21 protein-coding genes and 3 pseudogenes are annotated in these 25,759 nt (G+C 54.3%); 7 read left to right on the forward strand and 17 right to left on the reverse strand.

What is annotated here, in order from left to right:
• Positions 1 to 441 precede the first annotated feature (441 nt).
• Positions 442 to 1,195: pseudogene (locus JGC47_RS17635) on the forward strand (nitroreductase family protein).
• 76 nt (positions 1,196 to 1,271) lie between these two features.
• Here the strand turns inward: JGC47_RS17635 and phoH are convergent.
• The 5 genes and pseudogenes from phoH to putP form a co-directional block, all read right to left on the reverse strand.
• Positions 1,272 to 2,060 carry a phosphate starvation-inducible protein PhoH gene (gene phoH / locus JGC47_RS10110; RefSeq protein ID WP_004158085.1) on the reverse strand — a complete coding sequence of 263 codons (789 nt, stop codon included), beginning with the start codon at positions 2,058 to 2,060 and terminating at the stop codon, positions 1,272 to 1,274.
• A gap of 507 nt (positions 2,061 to 2,567) precedes the next feature.
• Positions 2,568 to 3,853: pseudogene (efeB, locus tag JGC47_RS10115) on the reverse strand (iron uptake transporter deferrochelatase/peroxidase subunit).
• A gap of 6 nt (positions 3,854 to 3,859) precedes the next feature.
• Positions 3,860 to 4,990: an iron uptake system protein EfeO gene (gene efeO, locus JGC47_RS10120; RefSeq protein ID WP_004158087.1), complete on the reverse strand. Its 1,131-nt coding sequence runs from the start codon at positions 4,988 to 4,990 to the stop codon at positions 3,860 to 3,862.
• 56 nt (positions 4,991 to 5,046) lie between these two features.
• The gene (gene efeU / locus JGC47_RS10125) at positions 5,047 to 5,880 is read right to left on the reverse strand and encodes an iron uptake transporter permease EfeU (protein WP_004158088.1); all 834 of its coding nucleotides are present in this window, start codon (positions 5,878 to 5,880) and stop codon (positions 5,047 to 5,049) included.
• Positions 5,881 to 6,096: 216 nt separating this feature from the next.
• Positions 6,097 to 7,581, reverse strand: a complete 1,485-nt coding sequence (gene putP, locus JGC47_RS10130) for a sodium/proline symporter PutP (RefSeq protein WP_004158089.1) — start codon at positions 7,579 to 7,581, stop codon at positions 6,097 to 6,099.
• Between the two features lie 434 nt (positions 7,582 to 8,015).
• On the opposite strand from putP, the gene putA reads away from it, so the two are divergent.
• On the forward strand, positions 8,016 to 11,963 hold the full coding sequence (gene putA, locus JGC47_RS10135) for a trifunctional transcriptional regulator/proline dehydrogenase/L-glutamate gamma-semialdehyde dehydrogenase (protein WP_004158094.1): 3,948 nt from the start codon (positions 8,016 to 8,018) through the stop codon (positions 11,961 to 11,963).
• Positions 11,964 to 12,310: 347 nt separating this feature from the next.
• Here putA and JGC47_RS10140 read toward each other — a convergent pair whose 3' ends face one another.
• The 6 genes and pseudogenes from JGC47_RS10140 to JGC47_RS10165 all read right to left on the reverse strand — a co-directional run bounded on the left by JGC47_RS10140 (position 12,311) and on the right by JGC47_RS10165 (position 17,785).
• Positions 12,311 to 13,405 (reverse strand): acyltransferase family protein, encoded by a 1,095-nt coding sequence (locus tag JGC47_RS10140; RefSeq protein ID WP_004158099.1) that lies wholly within the window; start codon positions 13,403 to 13,405, stop codon positions 12,311 to 12,313.
• 240 nt (positions 13,406 to 13,645) lie between these two features.
• Positions 13,646 to 14,397: pseudogene (locus JGC47_RS10145) on the reverse strand (pyridoxal-phosphate dependent enzyme).
• An 82-nt stretch (positions 14,398 to 14,479) separates the two neighbouring features.
• Entirely contained in the window at positions 14,480 to 14,983 is a 504-nt protein-coding gene (fliZ, locus tag JGC47_RS10150; RefSeq protein ID WP_004158108.1) for a flagella biosynthesis regulatory protein FliZ, read from the reverse strand.
• Between the two features lie 41 nt (positions 14,984 to 15,024).
• Positions 15,025 to 15,747 (reverse strand): RNA polymerase sigma factor FliA, encoded by a 723-nt coding sequence (locus JGC47_RS10155; protein ID WP_004158109.1) that lies wholly within the window; start codon positions 15,745 to 15,747, stop codon positions 15,025 to 15,027.
• 155 nt (positions 15,748 to 15,902) lie between these two features.
• Positions 15,903 to 16,871, reverse strand: coding sequence for an HNH endonuclease signature motif containing protein (locus JGC47_RS10160; RefSeq protein ID WP_206215638.1), 969 nt, complete (start codon positions 16,869 to 16,871; stop codon positions 15,903 to 15,905).
• A gap of 71 nt (positions 16,872 to 16,942) precedes the next feature.
• Complete coding sequence (locus tag JGC47_RS10165; RefSeq protein ID WP_004158113.1) at positions 16,943 to 17,785, reverse strand: flagellin N-terminal helical domain-containing protein; 843 nt, start codon at positions 17,783 to 17,785, stop codon at positions 16,943 to 16,945.
• A gap of 276 nt (positions 17,786 to 18,061) precedes the next feature.
• Here JGC47_RS10165 and fliD point away from each other — a divergent pair, with 276 nt between their 5' ends.
• From fliD to amyA, 4 genes are all read left to right on the forward strand, one after another.
• Positions 18,062 to 19,465: a flagellar filament capping protein FliD gene (fliD, locus tag JGC47_RS10170; RefSeq protein ID WP_004158114.1), complete on the forward strand. Its 1,404-nt coding sequence runs from the start codon at positions 18,062 to 18,064 to the stop codon at positions 19,463 to 19,465.
• Positions 19,466 to 19,482: 17 nt separating this feature from the next.
• Positions 19,483 to 19,881 carry a flagellar export chaperone FliS gene (gene fliS, locus JGC47_RS10175; protein ID WP_004158115.1) on the forward strand — a complete coding sequence of 133 codons (399 nt, stop codon included), beginning with the start codon at positions 19,483 to 19,485 and terminating at the stop codon, positions 19,879 to 19,881.
• A gap of 12 nt (positions 19,882 to 19,893) precedes the next feature.
• Entirely contained in the window at positions 19,894 to 20,259 is a 366-nt protein-coding gene (gene fliT, locus JGC47_RS10180; protein ID WP_004158117.1) for a flagella biosynthesis regulatory protein FliT, read from the forward strand.
• A 136-nt stretch (positions 20,260 to 20,395) separates the two neighbouring features.
• Positions 20,396 to 21,880, forward strand: a complete 1,485-nt coding sequence (gene amyA, locus JGC47_RS10185; RefSeq protein ID WP_004158121.1) for an alpha-amylase — start codon at positions 20,396 to 20,398, stop codon at positions 21,878 to 21,880.
• Between the two features lie 41 nt (positions 21,881 to 21,921).
• Here amyA and yedD read toward each other — a convergent pair whose 3' ends face one another.
• Complete coding sequence (gene yedD, locus JGC47_RS10190; RefSeq protein WP_004158122.1) at positions 21,922 to 22,380, reverse strand: lipoprotein YedD; 459 nt, start codon at positions 22,378 to 22,380, stop codon at positions 21,922 to 21,924.
• 276 nt (positions 22,381 to 22,656) lie between these two features.
• On the opposite strand from yedD, the gene JGC47_RS10195 reads away from it, so the two are divergent.
• Positions 22,657 to 22,980, forward strand: coding sequence for a DUF6388 family protein (locus JGC47_RS10195; RefSeq protein WP_024015271.1), 324 nt, complete (start codon positions 22,657 to 22,659; stop codon positions 22,978 to 22,980).
• A 64-nt stretch (positions 22,981 to 23,044) separates the two neighbouring features.
• Here the strand turns inward: JGC47_RS10195 and JGC47_RS10200 are convergent, their stop codons facing one another.
• The 5 genes from JGC47_RS10200 to JGC47_RS10215 all read right to left on the reverse strand — a co-directional run bounded on the left by JGC47_RS10200 (position 23,045) and on the right by JGC47_RS10215 (position 25,702).
• Positions 23,045 to 23,224, reverse strand: a complete 180-nt coding sequence (locus tag JGC47_RS10200) for a YodC family protein (RefSeq protein ID WP_004158126.1) — start codon at positions 23,222 to 23,224, stop codon at positions 23,045 to 23,047.
• 180 nt (positions 23,225 to 23,404) lie between these two features.
• Complete coding sequence (locus JGC47_RS17800; protein ID WP_004158128.1) at positions 23,405 to 23,536, reverse strand: hypothetical protein; 132 nt, start codon at positions 23,534 to 23,536, stop codon at positions 23,405 to 23,407.
• A gap of 34 nt (positions 23,537 to 23,570) precedes the next feature.
• On the reverse strand, positions 23,571 to 24,482 hold the full coding sequence (locus JGC47_RS10205) for a DUF808 domain-containing protein (protein WP_004158129.1): 912 nt from the start codon (positions 24,480 to 24,482) through the stop codon (positions 23,571 to 23,573).
• Between the two features lie 11 nt (positions 24,483 to 24,493).
• On the reverse strand, positions 24,494 to 24,769 hold the full coding sequence (locus JGC47_RS10210) for a hypothetical protein (RefSeq protein WP_004158130.1): 276 nt from the start codon (positions 24,767 to 24,769) through the stop codon (positions 24,494 to 24,496).
• Between the two features lie 465 nt (positions 24,770 to 25,234).
• A complete protein-coding gene (locus tag JGC47_RS10215; protein ID WP_004158131.1) occupies positions 25,235 to 25,702 on the reverse strand; it encodes a very short patch repair endonuclease in 468 nt (155 codons plus the stop codon).
• Positions 25,703 to 25,759: the final 57 nt, after the last annotated feature.

A 25,759-nucleotide genomic window follows, 5' to 3' on the forward strand; every position in this document is an offset into this window, starting at 1 on the left:
ATGGATGAGACGAGTCATCAGCGAGTGATCCCGCTATCAACACCCTCTTCACAGGTCGATGGCAATATGCTGGTACAGGCGACCTGGAGCATTTCCTTTCCCCCCGACACCGGCCTCAAAAGGCCATTCTCGCTACATTTCGTTATGTTTAAATTTATTGTCACCAACAAATTATCGACGCTAAGCATGTCAGCTTTGCGATAGGTCCTGTGAGTCAGTGTGGCAAGTCACAATGCACTGCTGTCCGGCAGGCTGCGCCTTAAAGAGAAAGGGTCAGTTTGATCATTCAGACTGGTTAGGGAAAGTGACTGAGCAACCGCTCCTGGACTCTTCCGCCAGGCAAAAGGCGATATGCAGCACAAACTGACTATTGTTTATTGCAAAATATTGATTGTCTTCCCCCCCCACTTCACTACTTATTCGTACAATGCCGGGTGCCCGATGAATGAAATAACCCAACGGCTGAAAAGCCATCGCAGCACCCGCAGCTATTCAGATAAACCCGTCCCTGAAGAGGTGATGGATGACGTTATCGAAGCGGCCTGGCGTGCGCCAACATCGGTAAATTCACAACAGGTCTCGCTGGTCGTGGTTCGCGATGTGAAACCCGCACGCGCATTGCTGAACTGGCGGGTGGCCAGGCATGGATTGCCCAGGCCCCGGTAGGTATGACCGCGGTGCCGGACAGGTTTAAAAGCCAGCAGGGCATTGCCGCCGAGGGTAAAAACAGATTGTCCATCGAAGTAGTGAAAGCCTGATCTGCGGCTCGACCGATGTCGGGATTGCGCTGGGTGCACTGATGACCGCCGCTCGCTCGCACGGTTTGGAGATAGTCCCGATTGGCGGTATCTGCCGCGAACCGCAAGCAATGATTGAATTGTTGCAGCTGCCGGAACTGACCTTACCGGTAGCGGGCCGGGTGCCAGGCTATATTGACCCGCCCGCTATTGACCCACCCGCTGTTGAAAAACCGCGCATGTCGTTGGTCGGTTTTCGTCATTGAGGGCGCTAAAACACCAGCGTACTGTCAGAAGTGATCGAAGCTTACAACCCGCTGCTGAACGACCGCTGGCGGCGAACCGGCCGTAAAGACGGGGAAAACGGGGGCAGCAATATCGCCAGCGATGACCAGCATATTTACTTCCCGCAGGTGCAACCGACAATACTCAAACAGGGTTTTGGCGTGAATAAGTAACAGCAAGAAAGCCCGGTACGACCGGGCTTTCGCTATCAACTGGCCGGGGTTACATCAGCCCCGTGACGACAGTCAATTAACCATAGGCCAGCAAGGCATGCTGGCACAGTTCAGAACGGACGCAGTCACGTTGAGTAAAACGCACCACGCCTACCATATCATCTTCACTGAAGCGTGCCAGCGCATCGCTAAGCCCGGACTGTACGTGGGCGGGCAAATCACACTGGGTAATGTCGCCATTAACAATCACCGTGACGTTCTCGCCAAGGCGGGTTAAGAACATTTTCATCTGGGCAGCGGTGACATTCTGCGCCTCATCGAGGATCACAACAGCGTTTTCAAACGTCCTGCCGCGCATATAGGCAAACGGCGCAATTTCCACCTTGCCGATTTCAGGACGCAGGCAGTACTGCATAAAGGAAGAGCCAAGGCGTTTAACCAGAACGTCGTATACCGGTCGGAAATAAGGGGCAAATTTTTCTGAGATATCCCCCGGCAGGAATCCCAAATCCTCATCTGCCTGCAGCACCGGGCGCGTGACAATAATCCTGTCAACATCCTTGTGTATCAGGGCCTCTGCCGCTTTTGCGGCGCTTATCCACGTTTTACCACAGCCTGCTTCGCCGGTGGCGAAGATCAATTTTTTGCTTTCTATGGCGGTAAGATAGTGCGCCTGTGCTTCATTTCTGGCTTCAATAGGCGAATGGTCACGGCTGTCGCGTGCCATACCAATCGAGTCCAACCCACCCATTTGCACCAGCGAGGTGACCGATTCTTCTTCACGCTGACGGTGACTGCGTGAATCGCTACGAAGCACACGTTTTGCTTCACGACGCGCTTTGATCACTGCTTTCTGTCTTCCCATAGTGGCACCTTACAGTTGGTTTCATTTCCCGCATCAATGTCACTGACGCGATTACGTGAACGCTTTAGAGGTTTTGGCTTCCTTTAAGCCTTGTACGGCCGTTAAAACAGATGCACGGCAAAATAACGCTGCAATGCACCGTAAAGGACTATAAGCACAGAGTTGTGGTTGGATAATAAAAGGAGTGAAGGTTGGAGAGGAGAAGGATTCTCCACATGTTTTCAGGTTGAAACGCCGTTTGGTTAATGGTCCGCTAAAGGACTTCTGCATCCGCTCTCTCCACAGTGATGTACGACATGCGAGATACAACAGCAATTTCATATTCTGCATTATAGCTAAAAAATGCAACACTTTTTTTACGGCCGTTATAACAAAACAGCCAGTTAAGGTCATGTTTGCGGCGAGTTTATGTGTTGCAGCGGCATTATTTGAATCAGCCCGGACAGGATAACAGAGCGATATTATCGAAAGACGATCAGCGGATTAATATCAATCCGCTGATTAAAATCAGGACGAGAACAGTCCTTGAGCCAGATAATGTTTGTCATCTGGTACTCCTGGCAAAGCAAAGAAATAACCGCCACCAACAGGCTTGATATACTCTTCCAGCGCTTCCCCATTCAACCGCTGCTGTACCGTCAAAAAGCCTTTTTCCAGGTCATGCTGGTAGCAGATAAACAGCAGCCCCATCTCCAGCTGACCGGAATGAGACACGCCAAGCGAATAGCTGTAGCCGCGGCGCAGCAGCAGGCTGCTCTGCGTTTGCGCGGTACGCGGATTGGCCAGACGAATATGCGCATCCAACGGTATTACCTCCCCTGCCGGATCGCTGTCATAGTCCGGTAGATCGTGCTCTTGCTGCATCCCTAACGGCGCACCGCTGTGTTTCTCGCGGCCAAATATGGTTTGCTGTTCGCGTAGCGGCGTACGATCCCAGAACTCGACGTGAAACTGGATGATGCGCACGGCCTGATAGCTGCCCCCAATCGTCCATGCCGGCTCGCCCTGCTGTTCACTCACCCACAGAATGTTGTCCATTAATCCGCTATCGGCAGTATCGGGGTTGGCGGTGCCATCCTTAAAGCCCAACAGATTAATTGGCGTTTCTTTGCCCCTGCTGCGTGCCGCATGGTTAGAGATAAACCCTTCACGCCGCCAGCGTACGCTAAGCAGGTCCGGCGAATGCTTGATGATATCGCGCAACGCGTGGATCGCCGTATCGTTAGTGTTTGCGCAAATTTGCAACAGCAGGTCGCCGTGACACAGGCTGCCGTCCAGCGCATCGTTGGGGAAACGCGTCATGCGCTGAAGCTTCAGCGGTTTCAACGCCTGCAAGCCGTAACGCTCGTCAAACAGCGAGCTGCCGACGGAAACGGTTATGGTCAGATTATCCGGCCAGATCTCCTCGCCAAGAATACCGGAGTCCATTGGCGGAAGCTGCGGATTGGTCACCAACGGCGCTTTCCCCCCCGGGTAAGAAACGCAATACGCGCGGTCAACAGCCTGAATAAACGCTCAAGTTCGGACTTATCGCTGGCCAGTACATCAAATGCCACCAGCATCATCGCCGCCTGTTGCGGCGTGACGATCCCGGCCTGATGAGCGCCGAAGAACGGCTGGCGTTCTTCACGCGTACCGGGTGAAAGCGTGCCCGGTGAAGAGGTGTTGTCAGCAGCTGATGCTGCATGAACCGGGCAACCGCCCGTCACCGCCAGAGCACCACTAAGGATGCCCATTCCTTTAAGTAAACGGCGGCGTGACGCTAACGCCACCCCGTCAACTGTTTTTGCCATGGCTGATTAATCCAAACCCAGGGTGCCGCGCAGCATTGAAAGATCCTCGGCCAGCGCGGTAATCGGGCCTTTCAATGCATTGCGATCGGCATCGGTTAACTTATCGTACGATTCATAGCCTTCTTTGGTGCGGTACCTGGTCAAAATGGTATCGACCTTGTTGAAGTTACCGTCCACTTTCGCCAACAGTTGTGGGTCGGCTTTTTCTACCAGCGGGCGCAGCAGGTTGACAATTTTCTGCGCGCCGTCAATGTTGGCCTTGAAATCCCACAGGTCGGTGCGGCTGTAGCGGTCTTCCTCACCTGAAATCTTGCTGGCGGCGATCTCTTCGATCAGGCCGGCAGCGCCTCCCACGACTTTACCCGGCGGGAAAGCCAACTCGTTAATACGGGTTTGCAGATCCAGCACGTTTTTGTACAGCTGGTCGGCAAACTTATCCATACCTTTAGTGGTGTTATCTGCAAACAGCACTTTTTCCAGTCGATGGAAGCCGGTAAAGGCCGGGTCTTCTGCTTTTTTCTCGAAGTCATCCTCACGCGCGTCAATGGCGCCATCCAGATCGGAAAACAGTTCGGCGATAGGCTCAATGCGCTCATAATGCTGACGGGTCGGCGCATACAGCGCCTTCGCCTTGTTGACATCCCCTGCTTTCACCGCGTCGGTAAACGCTTTCGTCGCGGCCACCAGCTGTGCAACTTCCTGGGTAACATACAGCTTGTAATTCGCTATCGGCCCCACCAGCTGCAGCAGGTCCGGCTTGCCGTCATTGGCCTGATGACTGTCGCCAGCTTTAACAATCAGCTTGCCCTTCGGGTTGCTTAACAGACCACAGGTCATGTCATATTCCCCCGGCTCCAGGTTAGCCGTCATCTTCTGCGTAAAGCCTGGCGCGATATTTTCGCGCTCTTCCACCACCATCACCCCTTTGAGGATCTCCCACTCAAGTCCTTTCTGGCTGTTATTTTTGATGATGAACTGGGTTTTACCGGCAGCAACCGTCAGCGTCATTGGCTCGCACTGTCGGTCGTTCACACTGACTTTAACCTGAGGGATATCCGCAGCCAGCGCAGCGGTGGATGAGGTCAGAACCGCCAGCATTGTCACATTCAGTGCCTGACGGCGAAATTGTCTGGTCATAATGTCATTCCTGTCAGAGAGTTAAAACCGGCAGGTCGGCGACCTGCCCGGCAGAATCAGCGTGCTGCGGGGGCGGCAGAGGATGAAGCGCGCCCCGGCATCATGAATAACAGCAGTGCAGGTACCAGATAGATTAACCACATCGCCACTTCACTGACGCTGGGCGCTTCCTGATAGCCCAGCAGGCCCTCTAACAAAGTGCCAAAGATGCTGTGGGTAGAGAGGGTTTGGCTGAAGTCAAACGCCACCTCCTGAAAATGGTTCCACAGTCCGGCTTCATGGAAGGCGCGCACGGCGCCTGCTGCCAGCCCTGCGGCGACGAAGATGATAAACAGGCTGGTCCATTTGAAGAAGCTGGCCAGATTGAGGCGCACCCCGCCCCAATAAATCAGCATACCGAGCACGACTGCTACGCCCAAGCCAAGCATCGCCCCCAGCGGCGGCGCATAGCCTACGTCCTGCTGAAAAGCGGCCAGCAGGAAGAAAACCGATTCAAGACCTTCACGCGCAACGGCGAGGAATACCATCAGGATCAGCGCCCAGCCTCTGTTGCTCCCTTTCTGTAACGCGCTGTCAACCGCATCTTCCAGCTGCGCCTTCACGTTACGTGATACTTTGCGCATCCAGAACACCATCCAGGTGAGTACCACTACGGCGATGACGGCGACCAAACCTTCGAACAGCTCCTGCTGTTTCTGGGGAAATTCACCGGTGGTCTCATTGATAAACCAGCCCAGCCCCAGACACAGGGCGACAGCGGCGAACACGCCAGCCCACATGGCAGCAAACCACTGACGACGCCCGGTCCGTTTCAGGTAGCTGGCGATCAGGCTGACAATCAGCGCCGCTTCAAGCCCTTCACGTAACATGATAAGAAACGGGACAAACATGCCTCATACCTCGAAAGAGTAGATTACCGTCAAAGCGGGTAAATAAAAGTAAAATGCGAACGATAGGGATTATCATTATCGTGCAGGGAAATACAAGTCAGAAGTGGATCTTTTTTATGCGGATTTATGGCAGCCGGGCGCTGACATAAGCGTCTCTTAACTGAGATGCGGGATAATGATGCGCCGGGCCAAATGGCACCGGCGCAGAAGGACGGCTTAATCGGCCTGATATTCCGCTTCGGCAGCGGCGAAACGCTGCTGTGCGGCGGCTGATGGTGGTGTGTCAGCCAGACTGAATAGCACAATAGCGATGCTGGCAAACAGGAAGCCGGGGATAATCTCGTAGAGATCCAGCCAGGCGTATTGTTTCCAGATAAGCACGGTTGCAGCACCAACAATCATCCCGGCCAGAGCGCCGTTACGCGTCATACGCCGCCAGATCAGTGATAACAATACGACCGGACCAAATGCCGCGCCGAATCCGGCCCAGGCATAGCTGACCAGGCCCAGCACACGGTTTTCCGGGTTGGCTGCCAGCGCAATCGCAATGACCGCCACCAACAGCACCATGACGCGCCCCACCCATACCAGCTCTTGCTGGCTGGCACCTTTACGCATGAAGTTTTTGTAGAGGTCTTCAGTCAGCGCGCTTGAGCACACCAGCAGCTGACAGCTTAGCGTGGACATCACCGCAGCCAGAATGGCCGACAGCAGGATCCCGGCAATCCATGGATTAAACAGAATGCGCGTAAGCTCAATAAAAATGCGTTCACCATTTTTCGTTACCTCTCCCGCATGTTCAGGATGGTTCTCAAAATAGGCGATACCGAAGAAGCCGACCGCCACCGCTCCCATCAGACACAGGATCATCCAAATCATGCCGATACGGCGCGCCGAGCGAATAGAACGGTGTGAATCAGCCGCCATAAAGCGCGCCAGAATATGCGGCTGACCAAAGTAGCCAAGACCCCACCCGAGCAGCGAAATAATCGCCACAAAGTTAAGGTTCTTCAGCATATCCATATTCTGTGTGCTTTTGGCAACAATCACCTGCATTGCATCGCTCAGGCCGCCGACGGCAACGATAACCATTACCGGCGTCAGGATCAGCGCAAAAATCATCAGGCCGGCCTGCACGGTATCAGTCCAGCTCACTGCGAGGAATCCACCGACAAAAGTATAAACGATAGTGGCGGCAGCACCGGCCCACAGCGCGGTTTCATAGCTCATACCGAAGGTGCTTTCGAACAGACGCGCACCGGCTACCACGCCGGAAGCACAGTAGATGGTGAAGAACACCAGGATAACCAGCGCCGAAATCACCCGCAGCAGCCTGCTGCCGTCTTCAAACCGGCTGGAGAAGAAATCCGGTAACGTCAGGGCATTGTCGTGATGTTCGGTCTGCACGCGCAGACGCCCGGCGACAATTTTCCAGTTAAGGTATGCACCCAGCGTCAGGCCGATGGCGATCCAGCTTTCTGAAATTCCCGACAGGAAGATTGCTCCCGGCAAGCCCATCAGCAGCCAGCCGCTCATATCTGACGCTCCGGCTGACAATGCCGTCACCACGCTGCCCAGACTGCGGCCTCCCAGAATATAGTCATCAAAATTTTTCGTTGAGCGGTAGGCAATGAATCCAATCAGCACCATGCCGATAATGTAAACACAAAATGTCACCATCATTGGTGTACTAAGAGTCATTAAGCTTCTCCATTCTATTTATTATCAGTTTCCTCTGACCATAAGCATTTTTCGCAGATTGCCGGAACGAGGCAACGAGCTGAAGGCTAAGTCGGGGGCTTATCCTGCCGTAATCGGCTACAGCGTACAAACGATTTAACACATCATGCGCATTCATTTCACCTGGAATTTACTTATAATTACCCACAGGTTGCACTGCGTCACAGTTATCCTGGTTGCACCCATAATTTTGCTATAAAAGGCCCGCCAGCCACTGTTTTCGCCAGCTGGCAACAGTATTGCAGCAATATTCATGCCGCTTTTTGTCTGACGGGTGTCGTCAGGTTATCATTAATGAGGTGGGGGTCACATTTAACAAGGTTGCACAAAGTTGCAACTTCAGTGATATTGCAGTCTATATCGATAGTTATCTACTGATTCGGGAGCTGTAAGGCATGGGCACGACCACTATGGGTGTGAAACTGGACGACGCCACTCGCGATCGTATTAAACAGGCGGCGGCGCAGATTGACCGCACGCCGCATTGGCTGATCAAGCAGTCTATTTTCAATTACCTGCAACAGATAGAACAGGGCAGCGCGCTGCCGGAACTGCCGGTCAATGGCGAGCAGGCAGAAAGCGATGAACGCCCGCCGGAAGAAGCGCACCAGCCGTTTCTGGATTTTGCCGAGCATATTCTGCCGCAGTCAGTGGCCCGCGCTGCCATCACCTCCGCATGGCGACGCCCGGAAACTGAAGCGGTGCCCATGCTGCTGGAACAGGCACGTTTACCGGCTAACCTGGCTGAGGCAACGCACCGTCTTGCCTGGCAGCTTGCGGATAGGCTGAGGCACCAAAAGGGTGCAGGTGGGCGCGCCGGCATGGTACAAAGCCTGCTGCAGGAGTTTTCGCTGTCATCACAAGAGGGCGTGGCGTTAATGTGCCTTGCGGAAGCCCTGCTGCGCATTCCCGATAAGCCAACGCGCGATGCGCTGATCCGCGATAAAATCAGCAACGGCAACTGGCACTCGCATCTCGGACGCAGCCCGTCACTGTTTGTCAACGCCGCAACCTGGGGCCTGCTGTTCACCGGTCGTCTGGTCTCGACCCATAACGAAGCCAATTTGTCGCGTTCGCTGAATCGTATTATCGGCAAGAGCGGCGAGCCGTTGATCCGTAAAGGGGTCGATATGGCAATGCGTCTGATGGGCGAGCAGTTCGTCACCGGCGAAACCATTGTCGAAGCGCTGGCAAATGCAGGTAAGCTGGAGGAGAAAGGCTTCCGCTACTCCTACGATATGCTGGGTGAAGCTGCACTAACCGCCCAGGATGCCAAAGCTTATCTGATCTCCTATCAGCAGGCGATCAACGCGATTGGTAAAGCCTCTAACGGACGCGGGATCTATGAAGGCCCGGGCATTTCGATCAAACTTTCGGCCCTGCACCCACGCTACAACCGCGCTCAATACGACCGGGTGATGGAAGAGCTGTATCCATTGCTGAAGTCGCTAACGCTGCTGGCCCGCTCTTACGATATTGGCATTAACATCGATGCCGAAGAGGCCGACCGCCTGGAACTGTCGCTCGACCTGTTGGAAAAACTGTGTTTCGAGCCGGAACTGGAGGGCTGGAACGGCATTGGCTTCGTGATCCAGTCCTATCAGAAACGTTGTCCGATGGTAATCGATTATCTGATCGATCTGGCGCAGCGCAGCCGCCGCCGTCTGATGATCCGCCTGGTTAAAGGGGCCTACTGGGACAGTGAAATTAAGCGTGCCCAGATCGACGGGCTGGAAGGTTATCCGGTGTATACGCGCAAGGTGTACACCGATATCTCCTACATCGCCTGCGCCCGCAAACTGCTGGCCGCACCGAACCTTGTCTATCCGCAGTTTGCCACCCACAACGCCCATACGCTGGCGGCCATCTACCAGCTGGCTGGCAACAACTATTACCCGGGCCAGTACGAATTCCAGTGCCTGCACGGCATGGGTGAACCCCTGTATGAGCAGGTCGTAGGAAAAGTGGCTGACGGAAAACTCAACCGTCCTTGCCGCATCTATGCGCCAGTGGGTACGCACGAAACGCTGCTGGCATACCTGGTGCGTCGCCTGCTGGAAAACGGCGCCAATACCTCATTTGTTAACCGCATTGCCGATGCCACCCTGCCGCTTGACGAGCTGGTAGCAGACCCGGTTGCCGCAGTGGAAAAACTGGCCAACAGCGAGGGCGCGGTCGGTTTGCCGCATCCTAAAATCCCGCTGCCGCGCGATCTGTACGGAAAACAGCGGCAGAACTCCGCCGGCCTTGATTTGGCAAACGAACACCGTCTGGCTTCGCTGTCCAGCGCGCTGTTAAGCGGTGCCAGTCAAAGCTGGCAAGCGCAACCGCTGATTGTTGGTCCGCTGGAGGCGGGAGAACTGCTGCCGGTGCTTAACCCGGCGGAGCCGCTGGACGTGGTCGGCCACGTGCGTCATGCCACGGCCGCAGAAGTTTCTGCAGCGCTGGATGCGGCCGTCAGCGAAGGGGCCATCTGGTTTGCCACGCCGCCGCAGGAGCGCGCCGCCATTCTGGAGCGCGCTGCCATAATGATGGAAGGCCAGATGCAGTATCTGATCGGCATTCTGGTGCGTGAAGCCGGTAAAACCTTCAGTAACGCCATTGCCGAAGTCCGCGAGGCGGTCGACTTCCTGAACTATTATGCAGGACAGGTGCGCGACGACTTTGATAACGAAACCCACCGCCCGCTCGGTCCGGTGGTATGCATCAGTCCGTGGAATTTCCCGCTGGCGATCTTCAGTGGGCAGATTGCCGCCGCACTGGCGGCCGGCAACAGCGTGCTGGCCAAACCGGCTGAGCAAACGCCACTGATTGCGGCACAGGCGGTTGCCATTCTGCATGACGCCGGCGTACCGCCGGGCGCGCTGCAACTGCTGCCGGGCGCTGGCGAAACCGTTGGCGCCCAACTGGTTCAGGATGATCGCGTACGCGGAGTGATGTTTACCGGCTCCACCGCCGTTGCCACCCTGCTGCAACGTCACCTGGCCAGCCGTCTCGACCCGCAGGGCCGTCCGACGCCGCTGGTGGCCGAAACCGGCGGGATGAACGCGATGATCGTTGACTCTTCAGCCCTGACTGAACAGGTTGTCAGCGATATTGTGGCCTCTGCTTTTGACAGTGCGGGGCAGCGCTGTTCCGCTCTGCGCCTGCTGTGTATCCAGGAAGATGTCGCTGAACATACCTTAAAGATGCTACGCGGCGCGATGGCCGAATGCCGTATGGGGAACCCTGAGCGTTTCTCCACCGACATTGGCCCGGTGATCGATGCCGAAGCGAAAGCCAGCATCGAACAGCATATCCGGGCCATGCAAAGCAAGGGTTTCAGCGTGTTCCAGACGGCCCGGCAGCAGGCACAGGATTGCCGTGAATGGCAAAGCGGCACCTTCGTGCTGCCAACCCTGATTGAGCTGAATCACGTTTCCGACCTGACTAAAGAGGTATTTGGCCCGGTGCTGCATGTGGTGCGCTTTGCGCGCAGTAACCTGCCGCAGCTGGTACAGCAGATTAACGCATCCGCTTACGGCTTAACCCTGGGCGTGCATACGCGTATTGATGAAACTATCGCCCAGGTGACGCAGCAGGCCCACGTTGGCAACCTGTATGTCAACCGCAATATCGTCGGCGCGGTTGTCGGCGTGCAGCCGTTCGGAGGTGAAGGGCTGTCCGGCACCGGGCCTAAAGCCGGTGGGCCGCTGTATCTGTACCGTTTGCTGTCGCACCGGCCGGACGGCGCGCTACGCGTGACGCTGGACCGCCAGGATAAAGAGCGGCCGGTGGATGCGCTGCTGCGCCCTGCTCTGCTGTTGCCGCATCAGGCATTGAGCGAGTGGGCAGCCGACCGTCCTGAACTGGCTGCCTGCTGCGCACGCTACGCGGAACTGGGTCAGGGCGGCACCGTGCGCCTGCTGCCGGGGCCAACCGGAGAGCGTAACACCTTCGCCCTGCTGCCGCGCAATCAGGTGCTGTGCCTGGCAGACAACGAACAGGATGCGCTGGTGCAGCTGGCAGCCGTCACCGCCGTCGGCAGTCGGGCGTTATGGAGCGACGATGAGCTGCATCGTAACCTGTGGCGGCAGTTGCCTGAACAGGTTCGCCAGCGCATCGATCTGGCTGCAACACCGCTGGAACGGGGTGAATTTGACGCGGTTATCTGGCACGGTGATGCCGACCAGCTACGCGCCCTGTGTGAAGCGGTGGCCGCCCGCGATGGCGCCATTGTGTCGGTACAGGGATTTGCGCGCGGAGAAACCAATCTGCTGCTGGAGCGCCTGCTGCTGGAGCGTTCGCTCAGTGTGAACACCGCAGCGGCGGGTGGCAATGCCAGCCTGATGACCATCGGCTGACAGGCAGGCTTGCGGGCAGCCGTGATGGTCGCCCGCAATGCGGTCAATACGCCGGGGCCACCGGTTGAATAAAAATGGTGCCGTGCGGCGCGAACAGCCTGTCTGCTGCTAAAGCAGGGAGCTTACCGGCAATATAATCCGGCAATCCCGGTGGCTGAAACGCCGGATGTCACCGGCTTACGTTGAATATAGTACAGGATTTTTATATACCCCGGCGGTTAAGCCGTTTTGATTATTGTGGTATCACCTGTGAGATAACCAATTCGCCCTGATGCCCGACTCACCAGCCCTTATCTCATTATCATCAATATAAAAAATGGACAAACTTATCGGCCACTGTTTCACCTTCAGTTATGAGTTGCCACTTTCTTCACAGCCTCAGGTTTGCCTAACAGCGCCGGGTAGATAAACAGCGCTTTGCCCGGGCCCCTGTTAAGCAGTTTCCACGCCAGTAGTGATAAGCCGGTAGTAATACTCACCGCGAAAGGAGGAAGCAGTAACGCCCAACTGAGCGAGAAAGCCGGGTTGTCAAACAGGCTGTATTTCACCGCCAGCGTCAGCATTGTCAAGCCCAGCAGTTCAATAAAGATTCGGTGCAAGACGTAAATCTGCAGCGTGTTACGACCAATCCAGTTCAGCCAGCCCATGTTAAAACGGTTACTCAGCGCCCTGCACAGCACGATGCTGAAGATGATCGCCATTATGCAGTAAAACGGGTTTTTTATCATACCAGCCGCGTGGTGTGCCACGCCGAGCAGCAGCATAACCGCCAGCAATGCCAGATGACGGCGCGACAGCTGGCTTATTTCAACCAGCTTATGGCTGAAATAGGCCCCCAGCAAAAAGTAGACATAATTTTGCATCACGCTGTTCGGACCCCAGCCAGGCACCAGATTAAACTGAGTGGCATAGTTCACTACAATTGCCGCCACCAGCAAAGCCCCCCTGTAACGGTAAAACAGCTTTGCCGCCAGGAAATAGAATGCCAGAGCATAAAGATACCAAAGGCTGGTCATCGACAATGCCAGCAGTTTGACGAATTCAAGCGGGGAGGAGGCATAGGCGGCATTCTGCGCAGATGAAAGCTTCTGACCCATCAAATTGGCGGAGATGTGATAAATACACAACCACTGGATCACACCCCACAGAATATACAGGTAAAGGATATTGACGAACTTTTTAGTAAAGACCTCACTCCAACTCTTTTTACTGATGGCACTTGCAGCTAACAGCCCTGAAACGAAAAAGAATGCAGGCATACGCAGCGGCGAGAGATATTTATTAAAGACGACCCATATGTCAGCTGGCACTATACCAGCTGCCAAATGCGACAACGAAGGAATGAAAGTAGTAATAACGGTGTGATGCAATACTACCAGTAATATGCACGCCCCCTTCAGGGTATTAATCCACAGGACTTCCTGCTTGCCAGCAACTGTCATAATAAAAGCAACCTGATAAAATGTATTTTCCGCAGTATTTCTGGATGCAGAAAAAATCACTATAGGGATCGTCTTAAATAATTTTCTCTTTCTTGATAGTGATTATATTATTCCCAAATCATTCACTTCCCGTCGATTTTAACCCGTTATTTCTCCTTCTTATTTAAGAAAATCCTTATCTGCGTGGTTTATCCCTGCCCTTCTCTGCGGCTGATAACAGCGAAAGAAAAAGCGGCGGCGTTAACCGATCAGCGATGAGCTGCCAGCAGCGCCCGTATGCACGAACAGCAGCGGTCGCTGATAACGAAATCGATGTTGCGTTATGCCGTCAAACAGTCCGGCCACCGCCTTGCCGGTGTAAACCTGATCAGGAAATATCCCCTCCAGTCGTGCCAGCAGTTTCACTGCCTGCTTGCCCTCTTCGTTCGGATGGCCGTACCCGTAGCGAAATGCTCATCCCACAAGGTCAGCGGCGCGCAGCTCGCCAGCGCCAGCGGATCGCCCCCATCTTCGTCAGCTGGTCGGACGCATTGCAGGATACGGTCACGTCTGCGACGTTCGCATTCAGGCAGCAGCTTTTCCAGCCCGACCGCCAGCCCGGCATGCGTACCTCGACTGCCGGAGGCCACCACCACGATGGCAAAATCGACCACGCCTTCACGCTGCTGGGCAATTTACCGGGCGCATTCGACGTAGACCAATGCCCCCAGCGGGCAGGAACCCAAGCTTTGCCGCCAGCGCTGCGGTGTGGCGCACATGGTCAGCTGAAGCGCCAGCGGCAGGCAGCACATCGGCACCAGCGCGCCGGGCATCTGCCGCCATAAATTCGAGCTTGCGCAGCGTATTACCGCCGAAAGCCGGGGCGTGACATCGTCACGCTTGATGAAAATATCGCGTTCAGGATAGTCTGATAAGCGGGGAAGATGCTTTAAGGGCGTGGGCGCACCCGTGAGTTCGATACGGGGAAAGTGAATCATATTGTGTAAAGACAAGCTGGCCAATATAGCTGGCGCTTAAGTTATCTCGACAGTGTTACAGGACATTCCCCGCCGATCGTCTGCCAGCAGCAGATAACTAATTACTCTGCCAGCCGAGGAACTGATCGTACTTACGCAGCGCGATGCGATAATTGTTGTTACCGGCGTCTGGCAGATCGTTTTCCAGACATTCATGCCAGCTCGGCCTGCAAAGCCGTTCCGACGGAAAATTGCGTGCGGACAGCATACCGTCAAGACGACGCAAGCGAACAACATATTCGCGAATGGTGCTGTGGCTCATTTCCGTCTGCTCAAACAGATACTGTTTAAACGCCATAATGTCGAAGTAGGTTGCATTGGTGTTGCAATAAATGTCGCTACAGAAACGACACAGCGCTGTCAGCTCAAGTTGCAGATTCGACCAGACACGCTCATCCACAGGCTGATCCATCCTGGCGATGGCTTCTTTATTAATAATTTGACCACGAAATACCAGCGCCATCCGATCCAGGACTTTAGCGCAATGGCAGCAATGGATCTGGCTGTGTTTGTAGTCTTTCAAATAACGGCTTAACGGCCTGGTTCTAATTTTCGTTACCATTTAAGGTTCCCGGTAAAGTTGAAAGGGCGCAACTGACTTGATCAGCGCGCTCCCGATAACCTGGCGCGCAGGCGTTTTATCGCCTGACTGTGCAGCTGGCTGACACGGGATTCCCCCACCTCCAGCACGGCGCCAATCTCTTTCAAATTCAGCTCTTCCTGGTAATAAAGCGTCAGCACCATTTTTTCGCGCTCGGGCAGCCCATCAATAGCTTCGATTACGCGGTCGCGCAGATCCCCTTCCAGCAGCTGATGCAGCGGATTTTCCTGCTCGTGGCCTTCCGTCACCAGTTCCGCACTGTCGCCATGTTCCTCACGGTATTCATCGAAGGAAAATAGCTGACTGTTATTGGTATCCAGCAGGATTTGTCGGTACTCCTCCAGGGGAACATCTAACTGTGCCGCCACTTCCTGTTCGGTAGCCGTTCGGCCCAACGCCTGTTCCACCTGGTGCATAGCCCCTGCCACTTCGCGTGCGTTGCGACGCACGCTTCGCGGCGCCCAGTCGCGGCTACGCAGCTCGTCGAGCATGGCACCGCGAATACGCTGTACGGCGTAGGTGGTGAACGCCGTTCCCTGCATGGCGTCGTAGCGTTCTACGGCATTCAGCAGTCCGATCCCCCCGGCCTGAAGCAAGTCGTCAAGTTCAACGCTGGCCGGCAGACGAACCTGAAGACGCAGCGCCTCATGACGCACCAGCGGTATGTATCGCTGCCACAGCGAATGTTTGTCCATCACGCCATTGGCGGTATACAGATCGTTCACGCTGACCTACCCAGGATTAATTAAGTTATCGGCATGATTATCGGTTTCTGTAGCTAATTTGATTGAGGGAATAGCGGTTAAAAAAGCGGGTTATTTCATTTTTGTGGGTCGACAGCTCCCCGCCTTCAGCGTTACTGGCACGGGAAGCTGTCAGGTTAAACGTGACTCCGAAGCCGCCGGCGCGTGGTTTCCGGCACCAGCGCCCACAGGGCACAAACCTGGCCCTCCAGGTGCTGATAATAGGGCAACAGGGCGCTATCTTGCGGAGAAATGCAGCGAGAATGTACCGTACCCTGAAGCGGATCGATGCGCATCCGTTTGCTGGCAAACAGCCGTTGCAGATCGCTGCGCAAGAACAAACCGTTATCCGTGCTGTTATCCAGCAGATAACCCTGTTCGTTCTCCTGCATGTTGATATGGCAAGCTTCAACCCACGGCCACGCGTGCTCGTCGGTCAGTTGTGTACCGGTGACCACACAGGCACCGTAGCGCTCGCGCAGCGCGCTGGTGAACTCCTGGTGGCTGGCGCGATGCCACAGACGTGCTTTAACCCGTCGCCCCACCTGGGTGCCGGCAATAACGCCGCCAGGCTGCGGCAACAGTGGCGAAGTCAGCACCACGATAAACTGCAGCTGGCGCGCATATTCAAAGCAGGGCTGCGACTGGCGGTCATACAACTGCCAGTATTCATCCTCTTCTTCAGTGCGTAGCAGCATCAGGCTGTAACCGCGTTGCTGCAGCAAGCTTTGTGCCATGATCGACGCCGGATCCAGCATCGCTAATACCCGGCTTTCCCCCATGACCTTCCAGGTGTTCCACGGCGAATGCGATGGCGGGCGACGAAAATAGAGAAAGCTCTGCTGGCTCTGCAAATAGTGCTCTAAGCGCTGTAAGTAGTTTTTACGCTCGTTATCGTGGCTAATAAACAGTAAATCTTCTAACGCAATATGGCTGTCCTGACTGGCAAACACCGCGCGGATCGTCCAGTTCTTGCTGGAGGTGGACGGACTGAGCAGGCCACGAGCGGTTAACGATTTATCATCAGGGTACTTTTTGCTGTAGCGGTCGTTGATTTCCTCAAACGGCAGCAGTTCCCCGGGGAGCAGGTCATAATTGAAGCGCATAAAACACTCCAGAGAAAAAAAACCCCGCAAGCGCGGGGTTTAAAGGGTTCAGTAAAGGGTTAACGCGACGGTTAGCCCTGCAGCAGAGACAGAACCTGCTGTGGAACCTGGTTCGCTTTAGCCAGTACGGAGTTACCTGCCTGCTGAATGATCTGTGCCTTAGACATGTTAGACACTTCAGTGGCGTAGTCAGCATCCTGGATGCGAGACTGAGCGGAAGACAGGTTAGTGGTGGTGTTGTTCAGGTTGGTGACCGCAGAATCCAGACGGTTCTGTACCGCACCGAGGCCTGAACGCAGTTTGTCAACGCTGGAAATAGCTTTGTCCAGCAGAGCCAGCGGATCGGCAGTGGTAGCCGCTGCGGTGGTGCCATCAGCTTCTTTAGTTGCCACGGTGAATTTATCAAGACCCAGGGTAGTCGAGTCGATTTTTTTCAGGCTAACTTCGATGGTTTCGTTATCGTTAGCACCCACCTGGATTTTCATGGTGTTGTCCTGAGACAGAACCTTCACGCCGTTGAACTGAGTCTGACCAGATACGCGGTCAATTTCGTCCAGACGTGATTTGATTTCGTCCTGGATTGAAGACAGATCGGAATCAGAGTTAGTGCCGTTTTTAGCCTGAACGGTCAATTCACGAACGCGCTGTAAGTTGTTGTTGATGCCTGTCAGAGCGCCTTCAGTGGTCTGTGCCAGAGAAATACCATCGTTAGCATTACGCGCAGCCTGAGTCAAACCTTTGATGTTAGAGGTGAAGCGGTTAGAAATCGCCTGACCCGCCGCATCTTCTTTAGAGCTGGTGATACGTGAACCAGAAGACAGACGCTCCATAGAAGAAGACAGCGCTGACTGGTTTTTGTTGATGTTGTTCTGAGTGATCAGTGAAAGGCTGTTGGTATTGATAACTTGTGCCATGATAGATATTCCTGTTTAATCAGTTCGGTTGTATGGGTTAGGGTTATTCGCCCCCGGCTTCATCGCCGTCAAAGTTGTTATCGTCTGCCTCTCAATAACCTTTAGAACTATTTTAAACTCGCGCTGATTTTTTCTTTCCCCGCAACTGCCCGAAATACCCCTCTTTATTACCGCTATTCTTTTTATTGCCGTCTGGTAAATAATCGTAAACTTTGCCAGATAACAGCCGATAACTTCCGTACCCATACTCCGTGCTAACGATAAAAAGGAAACATCATGGCTAGTATTTCTACTTTAGGCATCGGCTCCGGCCTCGATTTGAATAGCATTCTGGACAAAATGCAATCGGCAGAGAAAGAGGCCTTGAAGCCAATCACCAATCAGCAAACGGCATCAAACGCCAGGCTGAGCGCCTACAGCACCATGAAAAGCGCGCTGGAAACCTTCCAGACGGCTAACGCCAAACTGAATAATGCCGATCTGTATAGCGCCACCACCACCACCAGCAGCTCCAGCGCCTTTAGCGCCACCACCACTGCCACCGCCACAGCAGGCAAATACAACATTAGCGTGTCGGCTCTCGCCAAAGCGCAAACCCTGACCACCGCTGTACAGAACAGTAATAGCAAAGCTCTGGCAAGCAGCGACAGCACCATTGCCATTAAACTGGCGGGTAGCGACAACGTGGTCAACGTGGCCGTCAGCGCGGCAGACTCTTCGCTGAACGGCGTCCGTGATGCGATCAATAAAGCCAATGCGGGCGTTACCGCCAGCGTCATCAAAAGCGGCGATGGCAGTTATCGCCTGTCACTGACCTCGGCTAAAACCGGAACCGATAACGCCATGACGCTGTCGGTTAGCGGCGACAGTGCGCTGCAGGGCATGCTTAATTACGATGGCGTGGCCAGTAGCAATCTCACGCAGAGCGTGGCGGCGCAAAACGCCAAACTCACGGTAAACAACGTTGAGATCGAAAACAGCAGCAACACCATCAGTGATGCGCTGGAAGGAATAACGTTTAACCTTAACGATGTCACCAGCGGCAACCAGACGCTGGCAGTGAACAAAGACACCAATAGCACCTCAACGGTGATTTCCGACTGGGCAAACGCATATAACACCCTGCTGGATACCTTTGCCACGCTGACCAAATACACCGCAGTGAAAAAGAATGCTGATACTCAGGACAGCAGCAACGGCCCGCTGCTTGGCGACAGCACCCTGCGTACGATTCAGTCGCAGTTGAAAACGATGTTAACCAACGCCTCCAGTACGTCGACCTTTAAGACGCTGTCGCAAATCGGGATTACCAGCGATCCGAGCACCGGCAAACTGAAAACCGATAAAACCGCCCTCGATGCAGCGCTGACCAAGGATCCGGAAGGGATTAAAGCGATGATTTTCGGCGATGGAAAAACCACCGGGATCGCCACTAAAATGGCGAAAAGCCTGACCGGCTGGTTATCTGCCACCGGTGAAGTTCAGACGGCGAAAGACGGTGTCAGCAAGACGCTGACCAGCCTTAACGCGCAGTATACAAAGGTGAGCGACCGTATTGATGACACCATTGCGCGCTTGAAAAAGCAGTTTACCGCACTGGATGTGACCATTAGCAAACTGAACTCTACCAGCAGCTATTTGACATCACAGTTTTCAACCTCAAGCAGTTCCAGTAAGTAATAAGGTAAGGAGCCAATATGTATAGTGCCAGCGGTACTAAAGCCTATGCAAAAATCGGCGTAGAAAGTGCAGTAATGAGTGCCAGCAACGACCAGCTGATTACCCTACTGTTCGACGGGGCGCTTAGCGCCTTGGTGCGCGCTCGTCTGTTTTTGCTGGACGGTAACATGGTGAAAAAAGGAGAGTCGCTTTCCAAAGCGATTAACATTATCGATAACGGTTTAAAGCTGGGTGTGGATGGAACCAGTGACGACGAGTTAACGCGCAATCTGGCAGAACTGTACCGGTATATGGTTTATCGCCTGCTTCGCGCTAACCTGGATAACGATGCTGAAGGAATTGAAGAAGTTGAAGCGCTGTTGCGCAATATTGCCGATGCCTGGAAAGAGGTTTCTGGCACCACCGCTCTGGTTTAGGATGTTTTACTTATGCCCAATGCCCAATATCTGTTCGCGCTCTATCAGGATATTTTGAACCACAGCCAGTCTATGCTACGTCTGGCTGCGAACAGTCAGTGGGAAGAACTGACCGACAGGGAAGTGAATCATTATCTCGGCGCCGTGGAAAAGCTGACACAGGTGATGCAGCAGCAACAGATCACCCCCTACACTCAGGATCTGCTGCGCCCGGTACTGCGTCATATCCTTGATAACGAGGCGGAGGTCAAGCAACTGCTCCAGCATCGTCAGGATGAAATCTCATCGCAAATCCAGCAAGCCGGCCGCCAGAAGTCCGTGAATAGTGCCTACAGCCAAAGCGCCGGAGTGGTGTTATTTCCTACCCGTGCAAACTGATAACGCTAACTTCTCGCCGGGTTAGCCCAACTTAACGCCTGATTTGCTGCGGCGCGAAAAAAATAAATTCGCGCCAATCCGCGCTTTTCCACCGCTCTCGCGCATACTTCATTTTCACCTCGGTTGAAAATGGAACATGTCTATGCGCAATCCCACGCTGTTGCAGTTTTTTCACTGGTATTACCCCACAGGCGGCAAACTTTGGCCGGAGGCGGCCGAACGTGCGCCATGGCTGGCGGAGATGGGTATCAGTGCCGTCTGGCTGCCACCGGCATATAAAGGCGAATCCGGCGGTTATTCGGTGGGCTACGACAGCTACGATCTGTTTGACCTGGGAGAATTCGATCAGAAAGGTTCACGCGCCACTAAATATGGTGATAAACAACAGCTTTTGCACGCTGTTGAAACGCTGAAAGCCCACGGCGTGGGCGTGCTCCTTGATGTGGTACTGAATCATAAAATGGGCGCCGATGAGAAAGAACAGATCCAGGTTAACCGCGTTAACCCGGATAATCGCGAGGAAATCAATCCTGAGGTGCTGGACGCAGAGGCATGGACGCGCTTTACCTTCCCGGTGCGTAATGGTCAGTACTCACAGTTCGTCTGGGACTACAGGTGCTTTAACGGCGTCGATCATATTGAAAACCCTGATGAGAACGGCGTGTTTAAGATCGTCAATGATTATACCGGCGAAGGCTGGAACCAGCAGGTGGATGACGAGCTGGGCAATTTCGACTATCTGATGGGTGCCAATATCGATTTCCGCAATCACGCGGTGACCGAAGAGCTAAAGCACTGGGCGCGTTGGGTAATGGGTGAAGTTCACTGCAGTGGTTTTCGTCTCGATGCGGTGAAGCACATCCCGGCCTGGTTCTATAAAGAGTGGATTGAGTATGTGCAGGAGGTGGCCGAAGAACCCCTGTTTATCGTCGCGGAATACTGGTCACACGAGGTCGATAAGTTGCAGCTGTATATTCATCAGGTCGAGGGTAAAACCATGCTGTTTGACGCGCCGCTGCAGATGAATTTCCATCATGCCTCAATACAGGGAGCCGATTACGATCTCAGTCAGATATTCACCAATACGCTGGTAGCGGCCGACCCGTGGCATGCGGTTACCCTGGTTGCCAACCACGATACCCAGCCGCTCCAGGCGCTGGAAGCACCGGTAGAACCCTGGTTTAAGCCGCTGGCCTACGCGCTGATCCTGCTGCGTGAAAATGGTGTTCCGGTGCTGTTTTATCCTGACCTCTTTGGTGCCAGCTACGAAGATGAAGGCAACGACGGCGAACAGTATAAAATTGATATCCCGATCATTGCCGAACTTGAGGCGCTGGTGCGCGCCAGGCAGTTGTACGCCCACGGGGCGCAAATCGAGTGGTTCGATAACCCTGACTGCATCGCCTTTTCCCGCAGCGGTACGGATGAACTTCCCGGCTGCGTGGTGATTATGTCGAATAGCGGTGCAGGAGAGAAAGCCCTGCAACTGGGGGAAAACTTCGCCGGAAAACAGTGGTATGACTATCTTGGTCAGGTGACCGATCGGATAAGCAGCGACGAACAGGGTACGGCGGTGTTTCGCTGCCAGCCCGGTAGCGTTAGCGTATGGGTCATTGATTAGCAGCCAGTCGCCGTCTGACAGATCACGACTGGCCGTATCGTTTAACGCGTTTTAACCTTGTCAGCCGCCTGACCGGCGGTTGCCGATGCCTGCCCTACCGGCTTATTCACAGCATCAAACTGCTGCTGACACTCCGCCGTAGGCTGCGCAACTTTCTGTAAAATTAACCTGTCGTAATGCAAGACGTGACCTTTCAGCTCGATCGGCATTACGCGCTGCTGGTTATTCACGTTAACCCATTGGTCATCAGCCCGGGTCAGCTTACCGGGCTTTGCCAGCACACGCTGCCATTGGCGGCAGTCAAGCGTTTCGCCCTGTGCGGTGATCAGCAGGCTGGCTTTTGCCTGGTCACTGACCAGGCCGCTCTGTGGTCCGAAAGTTTGCCAGTTACCCACCAGCTCGGCCGGGGCTGGCGTTTTCACCGCCCCGGAATAGTTTGGCAGCTCCGCGCAACCATTCAGAACCATGACTGCCACCGTAGCGATAATCCACTTTTTCATTCTTTCATCCTGATTTTCTAGATAACGCGATAAGTTATAATTTTTGGCTGCCCTGCCGCAAGTCTGATGCGCATTGACACAGCCCATTTCGCTCTTTCTGCGATATCCTGTTAATCAGCGGTAACAAGGGTTATGCCTCAGGAAAATTCGCCTCGCCGTGCGGCGACCATGATGAATCGGCCCGCCAGACGAACGCTTGCCCGGCTTTCACCGATTAAACGCCCCGTGTACACTATGGGCCGCATCTATCCAGGCACTTATGCAGGCAGAACCGCTATGAAAACCATAGAAGAATATTACACCATCGCTAAAGAACTGTTTCTTGAAGCGCATCCGACGCTGAAATCCGGCATTGAAAACCTCACCACCGAACAGGCCGCCACGCTCGGTATGAGCCTGGAACAGTTGCAGTCGATGCAGAAAGACCGCGCTTATGCGGCCTGGGTGCGCGAAAAGAAACTCGACGGCGTGCTGTTTGCTATCCAGCTGGCGGAGCCGGACAAAGAGGTGATGGTTGCGGCGATCGAGCATTATCTGCACTCCCACGCTGAAGCGCTGGGGATGAGCTGGGAAGAGTTTTGTATTAAAAACGAACTGTGAACCTGCAGGGCGAGCAGATTATGCATCGCCCACTGGCAAGCGGTTTTCGCGTCAGGTCCGTTGCTTAGCTCACCAGATGCGCTGCTGGATCCTTTAACAACAATTCCTCTGCGCGATACGCCTCGCGCCGGACGCTAAAACCGTCATACCAGCGGCACTCAACCATGCCGCTTGAGAAACCCGTTACAATCATTGCTGGCCCCCCCTCCTTATGCTGCACTTCGTCGCTTACCGTAAAGTTCATCAGGCACCTCTCAACCAACCGGGAATTGAAGCCTTAGTTATAGCATCTGAGCATTAATTGTTCCGTTAATGCCGGGTTAAACATCTGTTAAATAATTATAAGCGGTTAATAACGCTGGAAATAAAAAAAGCGGGGCGTTTTAGCACCCGCTTTTTATGTGAAACCCGTCGCATTTACGCGCTAGATTTTACAGCCTTCGCAGTCGGCTTCGTCACTCAGATCGACGGGCACTTCTGCGGCTTTTTGCCCGGCGCGCGCGAGCGCCTGCTCAAGTTCTGCATCAATATCAAATTCGAAAATATCAGCTTGCATTGTTTACCTCCAGGAGATGGCTTCAGCGCCACCTTTATACGGATGGCTGACGCATTTTGCCAATCAGATTGACCACCCACAGCACAATCGAACCTACGATAAGGCCCAGTATCAGGTTAGCCAGATTGTTAAACACTGCTGCCATCAGGCCATGCATCTCCGCGCTGAATGCAGCAATCAGGTGATGCAGTTGCGGAAGTCCGTGGATGATTATCCCGCCACCGACCAGAAACATGGCCAGCGTACCAACCACTGTCAGGGTTCTCATCAGCCAGGGGGCCGCCGCCAGCAGTAACCGGCCCACCGCCTGCGCGGGCGGGGCGTTTTTTTGCTTCAGCCACAGGCCAAGATCGTCAATCTTCACGATAGCGGCCACAATGCCATACACGCCGACAGTCACCAGAATGGCCACGCCTGACAGGATAATGACCTGATTAAGCAGCGGTGCCCCGGAAACAATGCCGAGAGTGATCGCTACAATCTCTGCCGAAAGGATAAAGTCAGTACGTACTGCCCCTCTCACTTTCTTCTTCTCAAAAGCGGCGGGGTCCTGCTGTGCGACCTTCAACAGCCGCTGTTCCCGCGCCTTTGGCGTCTCCTCACTTTTGTTCTTATGCAGGCTGTGCAGCACCTTTTCCACTCCTTCATAGCAAAGGTATGCGCCCCCCACCATCAGCAGCGGAGTGATGGCCCACGGGGCGAAGGCGCTGATCAGCAGCGCCAGCGGTACCAGGATCAGCTTATTAAGGAACGAACCCTTCGCGACGGCCCAAACTACCGGCAGTTCACGATTGGCTTTCACCCCACTGACCTGTTGCGCGTTCAGCGACAGGTCATCCCCCAGCACACCGGCGGTTTTCTTCGCCGCAACTTTGCCCATAACGGCAACATCGTCCAGCAGCGTGGCAATATCATCCAGCAAGGTTAATAAGCTACTTCCGGCCAAAATCTCATTCCTTATTTATGTTCATCATATTGACAACAGGGGCACAGCTCTATTTCACTCACTGCCATATCAGCGATGCCGTCGCAGTCCCATTCAACGCGTACCAACTGGCCTTGCGCTTGTGTATGGTGCAGGTACTTACTCACCGGGCTTTCTGTCATTCCACCAATCTGTTCGGTAGCGATCAGATGTTCACCGACATAAATGCGCGCCGTTGCCTGGGTGCTCACCATGCGTTCGCCGCTGAGTTGATACAAACGTCTTACCGTCAGTTTGACACTGCCCATGGCCCACCTTTGACTGGCTGTATTGACAAGAGCTCGATCTAAACAATTATGCGCAATGAGTGCAAATTTTGAAAAAAAATTGCCTGTCACAGATCAGTGAGTGGCAAGACCTCACCACGTATACTTGCTGTTAACCTGATTTAAGCGGGGGATCCCGCCCTGACAGCTGCCGCTGATGGCAGCGCAGTTTGCTCTATACTTTTTTTTGGGGGTCGCCCCCCGTCTGGTTATCCGCCCCGGCGTTGATAGCTGGCCACCGCTGATATCAGCCCGGCAATCGCCACCCATTCTGCCCGGGTTAATGCGGCGGTTGCGCTGCCGTTGGGTATTGCCTTTGCCGGTGAGAGCCTGACGAAGCGAAAATGGCTGGCGCCGGGAATTACCGTACCGGCGTTGATTCTGTAAACGCCGGAAAATATTTTCTGCCGGCGATGGCGGTAATCAAAACCTGCGGGCCTTCATCCTTTACAGCTGGTGAATACCCCATTCGTCGATCTCGCCGTTTCCCGCTGCGGCGCAGATCCACTCTTCCAGACGCGTGCTGATCTCCTGCTCCTGTAGCCTGGTTTTTCCACGCAGTGCGCACTCCCACACCAACAGGACGCGCCAGCCGCTGGCGGTCAGCTCTGCAATATGGCGCTGGTCACGGGCGACATTGCTGTCAATTTTTCCCTGCCAGAACGCCGTACGCGTAGCAGGCAATTTGAACAGATGACAATGGTGGCCGTGCCAGAAACAGCCGTGGACAAATATAATCGCCCGCCAGGCTGGCAGGATAAAATCGGGTCGCCCGGCCAGCGCCTTATCCTGTACCCGATAGTGCAGGCCCAGCTCGCTCAACAGCGCGGCAAGGCGCTGTTCAATTGCCGTATCGCGGGTACGAATGGCGCGCATGTTTTTACTGCGCACCGCTGAGGTATGAACGTCGGCCATCTTAATATTCCCTCAATGATGACAATAAGTGTAGCTAAAACTGGCGCAGCGGTAGTG

The organism is Erwinia amylovora, from assembly GCF_017161565.1.
In the GTDB taxonomy this organism is placed as follows: domain Bacteria; phylum Pseudomonadota; class Gammaproteobacteria; order Enterobacterales; family Enterobacteriaceae; genus Erwinia; species Erwinia amylovora.